Annotated in this window: 9 protein-coding genes; all 9 read right to left on the bottom strand. The window is 66.8% G+C overall.

The features are described 5' to 3' along the window. Positions 1-97: 97 nt before the first annotated feature. Positions 98-1,111 (bottom strand): polyprenyl synthetase family protein, encoded by a 1,014-nt coding sequence (locus HMPREF1136_RS01105; RefSeq protein ID WP_009647458.1) that lies wholly within the window; start codon positions 1,109-1,111, stop codon positions 98-100. After that, on the bottom strand, positions 1,108-2,661 hold the full coding sequence (nuoN, locus tag HMPREF1136_RS01100) for an NADH-quinone oxidoreductase subunit NuoN (protein WP_034504334.1): 1,554 nt from the start codon (positions 2,659-2,661) through the stop codon (positions 1,108-1,110). The genes HMPREF1136_RS01105 and nuoN overlap by 4 nt, the downstream gene beginning before the upstream one ends. An 11-nt stretch (positions 2,662-2,672) precedes the next feature. Next, positions 2,673-4,211 carry a complex I subunit 4 family protein gene (locus HMPREF1136_RS01095; protein ID WP_009647451.1) on the bottom strand — a complete coding sequence of 513 codons (1,539 nt, stop codon included), beginning with the start codon at positions 4,209-4,211 and terminating at the stop codon, positions 2,673-2,675. 25 nt (positions 4,212-4,236) lie between these two features. Continuing rightward, entirely contained in the window at positions 4,237-6,213 is a 1,977-nt protein-coding gene (gene nuoL / locus HMPREF1136_RS01090) for an NADH-quinone oxidoreductase subunit L (protein ID WP_009647456.1), read from the bottom strand. Positions 6,214-6,228: 15 nt separating this feature from the next. Continuing rightward, on the bottom strand, positions 6,229-6,528 hold the full coding sequence (gene nuoK / locus HMPREF1136_RS01085) for an NADH-quinone oxidoreductase subunit NuoK (protein WP_009647453.1): 300 nt from the start codon (positions 6,526-6,528) through the stop codon (positions 6,229-6,231). Next, entirely contained in the window at positions 6,525-7,502 is a 978-nt protein-coding gene (locus HMPREF1136_RS01080) for an NADH-quinone oxidoreductase subunit J (RefSeq protein WP_009647459.1), read from the bottom strand. Before HMPREF1136_RS01080 ends, nuoK begins: the two co-directional genes overlap by 4 nt. Beyond that, positions 7,502-8,152 carry an NADH-quinone oxidoreductase subunit NuoI gene (gene nuoI / locus HMPREF1136_RS01075; RefSeq protein WP_009647452.1) on the bottom strand — a complete coding sequence of 217 codons (651 nt, stop codon included), beginning with the start codon at positions 8,150-8,152 and terminating at the stop codon, positions 7,502-7,504. The genes HMPREF1136_RS01080 and nuoI overlap by 1 nt, the downstream gene beginning before the upstream one ends. Continuing rightward, complete coding sequence (gene nuoH / locus HMPREF1136_RS01070) at positions 8,145-9,473, bottom strand: NADH-quinone oxidoreductase subunit NuoH (RefSeq protein ID WP_009647454.1); 1,329 nt, start codon at positions 9,471-9,473, stop codon at positions 8,145-8,147. The genes nuoI and nuoH overlap by 8 nt, the downstream gene beginning before the upstream one ends. Next, positions 9,470-10,362: molybdopterin-dependent oxidoreductase (locus tag HMPREF1136_RS01065; protein ID WP_009647457.1), on the bottom strand; the 893-nt coding region annotated here is incomplete at its 5' end. The genes HMPREF1136_RS01065 and nuoH, both read right to left, overlap by 4 nt.

Raw genomic sequence — 10,362 nt, 5'->3', positions numbered from 1 at the left:
CGCCGCCCCCAGGCACCAACACGCAGAACACGCGCATACAACGAGGCCGGGGTCCGCCGCGCCAAACAGCGCAGAGGACCCCGGCCTCGTGAAACAGTCAGACCAGGCGGTCCACCATGAGGGTGGCGAATGCTTCGAGCGCAGTCTTGACCTCGCCCTTGGGCAGCGGGGCGAGCGCTGCGATAGCGTCATTGGCCCAGGTGCGCGCAAGTTCGCGCGTCTCATCGAGCACGTCGTGGGCGCACAGGCGTTCCACAACCGAGGCGAGGGCCTCGTCGGAGGATAGGTCGCCGTCCAGGTCGCGCAGGATCTGCAAGCCGGCCTCGTCGATCGTGCCGGTGGCCTCGCGGCGGCGCAGCAGGAGGACGGGGAGCGTGTCGACGCCCTCGCGCAGATCGGTGCCGGGTGTCTTGCCGGACTGCTGGCCAGAAGACGCCAGGTCCAGCACGTCGTCGGCAATCTGGAAGGCAACGCCCACCTTTTCGCCGAAGTCGGCAACGATGCCAGCCATCAGGGAACCGGCCCCGGACAGCAGCGCACCGAAGGAGGCGGCCGTAGAAACCAGCGAGCCGGTCTTGTCCGCGAGGACCTGCAGATAGAAGTCAACGCGATCCGCGTCGTCTGTGGGGCCGAAGGTCTCGTTGAGCTGGCCCTCGCACAGACGCTCAAACGTGCGCGCGTGGTGGGCGACGATCTCGGGTCCCAGGGAAGCGACCAGTAGCGACGCGCGGGCGAACAGGATGTCGCCGGCGAGAATCGCGCGGTTGTTGCCCCACAGGCGCTGCGCCGAAGGCACGCCGCGACGCGTGGGAGCGGAGTCCATGACATCGTCGTGGTACAGGGACGCCAGGTGCGTCAGCTCGACCGCGGTGGCTGCCGTGATGACCCGGTCGCTGAGTGCGCGCTCGGGATCGCCGAGCTGAGCGCACACGAGGGTCAGCAGTGGACGCATCCGTTTGCCGCCCGCGACGGCCAGGTGACGCGTCAGTTCGTCTGTCAGGTCGCGCGACGACGAGACGGCGTCGAGCAAACGACGCTCGACGACCTCGAGCCCCGGGGTGATACGGGACTCGAGGTCGGGAACATGAAGATCGGGTGTTTGAGCGCTCACGGGATCAGTATGACGATCTTTTCAAGCAGGCTCAACACGGGACCCGGGAACACACCGAGAGCGATGGTTCCAAGTGCGCACACGACGATGGCCAGAGCGGACAGCCCCTCCGACTTCACGACGACAGACTCCTCCGAGGGTTCGGTGAAGAACATGACGCGCACGAGGCGGAAGTAGTAGAACGCCGTAATCGCCGAGGCCACAAGGCCGACGACCGCGAGCCAGGCGAGGCCGCCCTTGATCGCGTCGGAGAAAATGACGAACTTTCCAATGAAACCGCCGGTCAGCGGGATGCCCGCGAAGGACAGCAGGAAGACCAGCATCGAGCCCGCGATCCACGGGTTGGTGCGGCCGATACCCGCCCACTTGCGCAGGCTGGGGGCCTCACCCAGGACGTTGCCGTCGGCGTCGCGGCCGCGCACGAGCGCAACCACGCCGAAGGCACCGACCGTCGCCAGGCCGTAGCCGAGCGTGTAGAACAACACATGGCCCGAGCCGCCCTTCTGGATCGCGATGATGCCCATGAGGATGAAGCCGGCGTGCGCGATCGAAGAGTAGGCGAGCATGCGCTTGACGTTGTCCTGCACGAGGCCGGCGAAGGTACCGACGATGATCGTCAGGACGGCGACGCCCGCGAAGATAGCCAGGAGGTCCCACTGCAGGTACACGGCGACGGCCGTGTAGAAGCGGAGCATCGCGGCGAAGGCGGCGATCTTGACGGCGGCGGCCATGAAGCCGGTGACCGGAGTCGGGGCACCCGTGTAGACGTCGGGGGTCCACGCGTGGAAGGGCGCGGCACCGACCTTGAACAGGAGGCCGACCATGACGCAGAAGACGCCGATGATGACCATCCAGTCCATGTTGGTGTTCTGGGCGATGGCCGGGCCGAGCGCCGAGATGCGCAGCGAGTTGGCGAAGCCGAAGAGGAACGCCGACCCCATCAGCATGAAGCCCGAGGAGAAGGCACCGAGCACGAAGTACTTCAGCGCGGACTCGTAGGACAGCTGGCGGCGGTAGCGCGCGGTCGCGGCCATGATGTAGAGCGGCAGGGACATGACTTCGAGAGCTACGAAGAGGGTCACGAAGTTATCTGCGGCTGGGAAGATCATCATGCCACCCAGCGAGAACAGGGTCAGCGGGAACATCTCGGAGCGCTGGTAGCCCTTGCGCTCGGTGAGTTCCTCGGCGGCCGAGTCGGGGCGGTCGGAAGGCTGACCGGCGAACGCGCCGTCGCCGACGGAGGTGCGGTCAGCCATGACCAGGACGGCCATGAATCCGATGATGACAAGGATCGACTGTGCGGCGACCGTCAGCGGGTCCTCGATGTACTCCCCGAGCGAGGTCGCCTTGAGGAGGACGGGTTCCCAGCGCAGGGCGAGCATGACGCACGCGCTGGCCGTGGCGAGGATCGACAGGCCGATGACCATGGGGCGGCGTACCTTCGCGGGGGCGAAGGCCTCGACGAGGATGCCGAGGACCGCGCCGCCCAGCACGATGAGGATAGGCGCGAGGCTCAGCCAGTGAACCTCGGGGGCCTGGAAGTTAGCCATGGGTAGGACGTTCACTGTGCGCTCCCTTCAGCGGCGGCCGGAACCTGCGAGTTAGCCAGGTCGAGGTCTTGAGCAACCGGGGTCAGGGCGCTCACGAGGGGCGCCGACCAAATACCAAGGACGAGCATCGCGACGACGAGGGGCGTCATGACGCCGCGCTCGCGCGCCCCGAGGTCCGCCAGGTCCTCCTTGCCCTTGCCGGGTGCGCCGGTGAAGACGCGCTGGTAGGGCATGAGGATGTACATTGCGGCGATGACGACGCCGAGGACCGCGAAGAGCGCCAGCGGGCCGGAGACCGTCCAGGTGCCCATAAGGACGAGGTACTCGGGGACGAAGCCGGACAGGCCGGGCAGCGCGATGGACGCGAGGCCGCTCATGAGCCACAGGCCGGCGAGGACCGGGGTGACGCGCTGCATGCCAACGTAGTCGCGCATGTCCTGCGTGCCGCCACGCTTCGAGAGCCAGCCGGAGAGCAGGAACATCGCTGCGATGGAGACGCCGTGGGCGACCATGTAGAACATGGCACCGACCAGCGCGATCTCGGATCCGATGAAGATTCCCAGGACCATGAAGCCGAAGTGCGACACGGACGTGTAGGACACGAGGCGCATGATGTCGTTCTGGCCGTTGGCGGACAGGCCGCCCCACAGGATGGAGATGACGGCGAGGACGCACATGACCCACTTGGCCGACGCGGAGGCACCGGGGGTGAGCTGCAGGCACATCGTGATCATGCCGAAGGTGCCGATCTTGTCTAGCACGCCGACCAGCAGCACGGACGTGCCGGGACGGGCGACGGCGGCTGTGTCGGGCAGCCAGGTGTGGACGGGGACCATCGGGGCCTTGATCGCGAAGGCGACCATGAAGGACACGAAGACGACCATTTGGACGGAAGCCGACAGGTTCGGCAGCAGTGCGGCCAGCGTGTCCATGCGGAAGAACGCGATCGTGTTGGACTGCGTCGAGGAGCCGAGCGCCCAGATGAACAGGACGCCACCGAGCATGATGAGTCCGCCGAACAGCGAGTACAGCAGGAACTTCATGGCGGCCTTGTGACGCGCCGCTTCGTCACCGACGCCGTAGCGTCCGATCATGAAGTACAGCGGGATCAGCATGGCTTCGAAGGCGAAGTAGAAGACCGCCAGGTCGAAGGCCGCGAAGATCAGGACCATGAAGGCCTGGAGTGCGAGTACCAGCGCGGGGTACGCGCCGCGGTCCTCGTTCTCGTCCCAGCCTGCGATGAGCACGAGCGGCACGAGCGCGAGAGCCAGGAGGATCATGACGAGGCCGAGGGAGGTCACGGCCACGGACCAGGTGACGCCGATCTGCGGGATCCACGCGCGGGACTCGTAGAGCTGGTACGAAGCCGGGGCCGACCAGTCGAAGACGGTGGCGGCGTAGACGCCGATGGCGAGCTCGACGAGAGCGATCGCCAGGGCGATAACGCGCCCGGCGGCCCGGCGTAGGGGCGGGACGAAGCCGAGGAGGGCCGCGCCCGCGGCCGGCAGAGCCACGAGGACGGTCAGCCACGGGAAGTTAGTAACAACCATTGCACTTTCCATTGTCGTGTACCCCTTACAGCCAGAATCCGAAGACGATGACCAGGGCGAGGATGACGCCTCCCAGGATGTAGGCGGCGTACGTGCGCACGAGGCCGTTCTGGGTGACGCCAACGAGTCGTCCGAGCAGCTGGGAACCAGCACCGAGGCCATTCAGCGCACCGTCGATGGCGCTCGCATCGCCGACGGTTGCGACGGTGACGAGGCCCTTGGCGGGCATCATGAACAGGGTCTCGTTGACGGTGTCCTGGTAGAGGTCGCGGCGTGCGGCCTCGGTCAGGGCGTTGCCTGCGGGGACGGAGGTGGGGACCTCGTCGCGACCGTACTTCATCCACGCGATGAGTGCGCCGATGATGACGAGGGCGAGCGTGGCTCCCTGGATGATGTATTCGTTCATGACGGGGTGTCCGTGCTCGAGGTGGCCGATGGAGGGGGCCAGCCAGTTGACGAACGTGTTGCCGATGGAGAGGGCGGCACCCAGGATGACCGCGCCGATGGCGAGGATGATCATGGGGACCGTCATGAGGGCACCGGACTCGTGCGGGTGCACGGGGGAGCCTTCGGCCTCGGTGGTCCAGCGGGCCTTGCCGTGGAACGTCATAAAGAAGAGGCGCGACATGTAGAACGCGGTGACGCCAGCACCGACCAGGGCGGCGGTTCCGTAGATCCAGCCGATCCAGGTGGCCTCAGACCCGCCGAAGGTGTGGGCGCTGAAGGCGGCCTCGATGATCTTGTCCTTCGACCAGTAGCCGGAGAATGGCGGAACGCCGAGGATGGCGAGCCAGCCCATCATGAAGGTCAGCCAGGTGACCTTCATGGCACCGCGCAGGGCACCGAAGCGACGCATGTTGACCTGGTCGCCCATGCCGTGCATGACGGAACCGGCACCGAGGAACATGAGGGCCTTGAAGAAGCCGTGGGTGAAGAGATGGAAGATCGAGAATGCCCAGCCGATGGGACCCAGACCCGCGCCCAGCATCATGTAGCCGATCTGGCTCATGGTGGAGGCGGCGAGGACCTTCTTCATGTCGTCCTTCGCACAGCCGACGATCGCGCCGAACAGGAGCGTGATCGCGCCAATGATGGCGACGGCGGTAGCGGCGACGGGGGCGGCGACGAAGACCGCGCCGGAGCGGACGATCAGGTAGACGCCGGCGGTGACCATCGTGGCAGCGTGGATGAGCGCGGAGACGGGGGTCGGGCCGGCCATGGCGTCGCCCAGCCAGGCCTGCAGCGGGAACTGCGCGGACTTACCGCAGGCAGCCACGAGCAGGAAGAAGCCGATGAACGTGGCGGAGGCCGTCGGGATTGAGCCTGCGCGGGCGGAGACCTCGGAGAAGGACACCGACTGGAAGGAGGCGACCATCCCCATCATGGCGATCAGCATGCCCATGTCGCCGACACGGTTCATGACGAACGCCTTCTTGGCAGCCACCGCGTAGGCGGGGACGTGGTTCCAGAAGCCGATGAGCAGGTACGAGGCCAGGCCCACGCCCTCCCAGCCGGCGAAGAGGCCGGCGTAGGAGTCGGCCAGCACCAGCGTGAGCATCGCCGCGATGAAGAAGTTCAGGTAGGCGAAGAAACGGCGGCGGGCCTCGTCGTGCTCCATGTAGGCAATCGCGTACACGTGGATGAGCGAACCGACGAAGGTCACCAGGATGACGAAGGTGATGGACAGCGGATCGACGAGCAGGCCGAAGTTCACGGTGAAGTCGCCGGCGGGGATCCAAGTAAACAGGGTCTCACCGAAGCGGCGCGCGTCCTCGGGGGCACCCCACATTTGGGCGGCGATGGCCGCACCGATGACGAAGGTCGACCAGGATGCGAGGGTCGCCAGCAGGTGGCCCCACTTGTCGGAAGAGCGCCCGAGCAGCAGGAGCAGGCCTGCGCTGGCGAGCGGGATCAGGATGAGGAGCCACGCGTAGGAGGCGGCTCCGGTGGCGGCGACCGTCTGGGCGGCGCCGGACGCCTGCGCAGAAAGGAAGGTGGTCATGGGTTACGTCCTCCTTCAGTTCTTCAACAGGTTGAGATCGTCCACGCTCGTGGTCGAGCGGGAACGATAGATGGACACGATGATCGACAGGCCGACGACGACTTCAGCGGCCGCGACGACCATGACGAAGAACGCCATGATCTCTCCGTCGACGTTGGAATTGATGCGCGAGAACGTCACGAGGACGAGGTTCGCGGCGTTGAGCATCATTTCGACGCCCATGAGCGCGATGACCGCGCTGCGGCGCACGAGGACCGTGGTCGCTCCGATGGCGAACAGCACACCCGCGAGGATGAGGTACCAGGCGAGGCTCACTTGCTCTCCTCCTTCTTCTCAGTGGGGGTGGTGGTGCGCGCCTTGCGAGCCCGAGGCTGGGCCAGTCCGGTGGGCGCGGCAGCGCCGGGCATCCCGAAGGAGCCGGAGCGCGGGACGTCGGGCGTGCGCCCGATGGTGTAGGGCGATTCCTCGACGGCCACGGCGGTGTTGTCGTCGTGGCGTGCGAGGGCGAGCTGCTCGGAGACCTCGGGGGTGACCTCGCCGATCGTGCGGGCGAGGCCGCGCACGCGCAGGACGCGGGGCACAGATTCCTCGACCGGGCCGAGGGTCTCGCCGGAGATGGCAGGCACGTCGGCCGCGTTCGACTGGGCGTAGACGCCGGGGGCGGGCAGCTGGCCGATACGAGTGCCCTTTTCGGCGAATGCGCGCATCTTGTTGCGAGCCGTCTGCTCCTGGTTAACCTTCGGGCCGAGGCGGTCGGAGTGGGTCAGCAGCATCGCGCCGACCGCGGCGGTGATCAGCAGGCCGCCCGCGAGTTCCATGCTGAGCCAGTGCTCCTGGAACAGCGTGATCGCCAGGTCGGTGACGGGCTGGTTCGAGTAGGGGTCGACGTCGCTGGGCGCGTAGGTGGCGGGGGCCGCCTTGAGGATCGCCGTCGTGACGATGACGATCAGGCCGAGGCCACCGAGGACCGCCGCGACGATCGCGCCGCGGGACTGGCGGGCGTAGTCGTCGGAGGTGCCGATGCCGATCAGCATGATGACGAAGAGGAAGAGCATCATGATCGCACCGGTGTACACGACGATCTGCGCGACACCCAGGAAGGGCGCGTTGTTCGCGATGTACAGGACCGCCAGGCCGAGCATGACGCCGACCATGCAGATGACCGAGTGCGCGGCCTTCTTCATGAAGAGGACACCCAGGGCGCAGCCGACCATGAAAATGGCCGTGCATGCGAAGAGGATGATCTCCCCCGTTGACCCCATCATGGGCCAACCGTTGGACAGGTTCATCAGTGTGTCTCCTTCGCGACTCGCACCGTCTTGAGGGAGGGATCGTCAGGCCGTCGGGCCGCGACCCAGTCGACCTGGGCGGCGGTGGGGCCGGTGACGTCCCCGCGGTAGTAGTCGATGTCGTTCTTGCCCTCGACCATGGGGTGGGGCGTGTCGAGCATGCCGTCGGAGAGGGGGACCAGCAGGTCTCCCTTCTCGTAGATGTCGTCCTCGCGGGTGTACTTGGCGATTTCGAAGTCGTTCGTCATCGTCAGGGCGCGCGTGGGGCACGCCTCGATGCACATGCCGCAGAAGATGCAGCGCAGGTAGTTGATCTGGTAGACGCGGCCGTAGCGCTCGCCCGCGGAGTACTGCTCGTCGGGCGTGTTGGACGCGGCTTCGACGAAGATCGCGTCGGCTGGGCACGCCCAGGCGCACAGCTCGCAGCCGACGCACTTTTCGAGGCCGTCGTCGTAGCGGTTGAGCTGGTGACGTCCGTGGAAGCGAGGCATGACGCGCGCGGGTTCGCGCGGGTACTGCTCGGTGACGGTGGGTCGGAAGAACGAAGCCATCGTGACTCCGTAGCCGGCCATGGGGGCGACGAACTGCGCGAACGCACCCTTGGGGTCGTGCTCGAAGAGCATGTCCTCGCCGGTGGTCTTCTCACTCATCGGTGCCCTCCTTCGGGTTGTCGATTGCCGAGGCCGTGGCCAGTGTGCCCTCAATGGTGGCCCTGGCGCGCGGGCTGGCGACGGGTGTTTGTCCGGGCAGCGGCGGGACGGGGAAGCCGTCCTCGAAGCCGGTGTATTCGCGCTCGGAGGCGGGAATCGGCTCGGGCTCGGGCTTGTCGGTCACCCAGATGATGACGAGGGCGACCAGGAAGAGAACGCCGACGCTGCCGAAGAGTACGGGCGTGGAGAGCTGGACGAACTGCGTGACGCCGCGCACGAGGGCGACGAGGACGAGCCAGCCCAGGGCGATGGGCATGAGGCGCTTCCAGCCGAGGTTCATGAACTGGTCGTAGCGGAAACGCAGCAGGGTCGCGCGCGTCCAGATGAGCAGGAACATGAAGAACCAGATTTTGAGGAAGAACCAGAGCATGCCCCACCAGCCGGAGTTGAGGAACTCGACGTGGGATAGCGGCCACGGGGCGTGCCAGCCGCCGAAGAACATCGTGGTGGCGACGGCCGAGACGTTGAGCATGTTGACGTATTCGGACAGGTAGTACCAGCCGAACTTCATCGAGGAGTACTCGGTCATGTGGCCGGCGACGATTTCGCCTTCGGCTTCGGGCAGGTCGAAGGGCAGACGGTTGACTTCACCGGTGGCGCTGATGCAGTAGATGACGAACGCCGGGAAGAGGGTGAATGCCCACCAGAACTGTCCCTGAGCGGCGACGATTTGCGACGTGGACATGGTGCCCGACATGAGGAACACGCTCACGAGGGACAGGCCCATGGCCAGTTCGTAGGAGATGACCTGCGCGGAGGAACGAACGGCACCATACAGGGGCAGGGTCGAGCGGGTCGACCAACCACCCAGGACGATGCCGTACAGGCCCAGCGAGGCAATCGCCAGGATGTACAGGGAGGCAACGGGCATGTCGGCGAGCTGCAGCGGTGTCGAGTGGCCGAAGATCGACACGTTCGGCCCCATCGGGATCACCGCGTAGACGCTGAAAGCCGCGAAAGCCGCGATTGCGGGAGCCAGGAAGTACAGGAACCTCTCGGCCCTGCGGGTCCACATGTCCTCCTTGAAGAGGAGCTTGCCCGCGTCGGCGAACGCCTGGAACAGGCCGAGGGGGCCCGCCACGTTCGGGCCGGGACGCGTCTGCATGCGGCCCAGGCCTCGGCGCTCGACCCACAGGGCCAGCAGCACGTTGGCGATCAGGAAGACGATGATGAACACGGCCTTGATGAGGCTGAGCCACCAGGTTTCCTGGCTAAAGTCCGCGGCGGTGTACTCCGGGACTGCGAAGGGGGTCAGTGTCATCGTGCCACCTCCTGCGTGGCGCGCAGGGTCGCGACGGTGCCGACACCGCCGAGGTTTTCGTGAATAACGGAACCGGTCGAGCACTCGGGAACCCACGCGACGGAGTCGGGCAGGTCTGCGATGGCGGCCGGGAGGGTGATCGTTCCACGCTCGGTCTCGAGCGTCGCGTCAGCGCCGGGGGTGATGCCCGCGGCGGCCAGCGTCGCGGCGGAGGCCAGGAGGACGGGACGGCGGGCCGATCCTGCCAACCACGGAGCGCCATCCTGGAGGCGACCGGCGTCAATCATGGGCTTGTGGGAGGTCAGAACGACCTGCCCCTGACCAGCGACGGCGGGAGCCTGCGCCGAGGCCGGGGTGAAGTCCTGCGGGTCGCCGTCCCACTCCATGAGGGGGTTGACCTCGGTGTACAGGTCCGACAGGGTGGTGATGCCCAGGTCGGCGTCGAATTCCTCGGCGAGGCGCACGAGCACGTCGCGGTCCGTCAGCGAGGTCGCGGAGCGCGCCTGGCCGAAGGGACGCAGGCGGCCCTCCCAGTTGATGTAGGTGCCGTTCTTCTCGACCGCGGGGGCGACCGGCAGGACGACGTCCGCGCGATCAGTGATCTCGGAGGCGCGAACCTCAAGCGACACGAGGAAAGGAACCTCGTCGAGGGCGTCGCGCACGGCGGCCGGCTCGTCGAAGTCGCGGACGTCGACGCCGCCAACGACCAGGGCCTTCAGCTCGCCGGAGGCGGCGGCCTCGATCATCTGCTTGGCGTCGAGGCCGCGCTCGGGCAGCTCGCCCCATCCCAGGGACTGTGCCCCGGCCTCGTCAATGCCGCGGCCGAAGGGAAGCAGACCCGGGAGGAGGCCAGCCTCGACGGCGGCGCGGTCGCCGGCGCGGCGCGGGA

The sequence above is a fragment of the Actinomyces sp. ICM47 genome (genome assembly GCF_000278725.1).
GTDB lineage: Bacteria > Actinomycetota > Actinomycetes > Actinomycetales > Actinomycetaceae > Pauljensenia.
The sequence above is the reverse complement of the archived record's forward strand: the minus strand, read 5'-3'. Positions and strand labels throughout refer to the sequence as shown.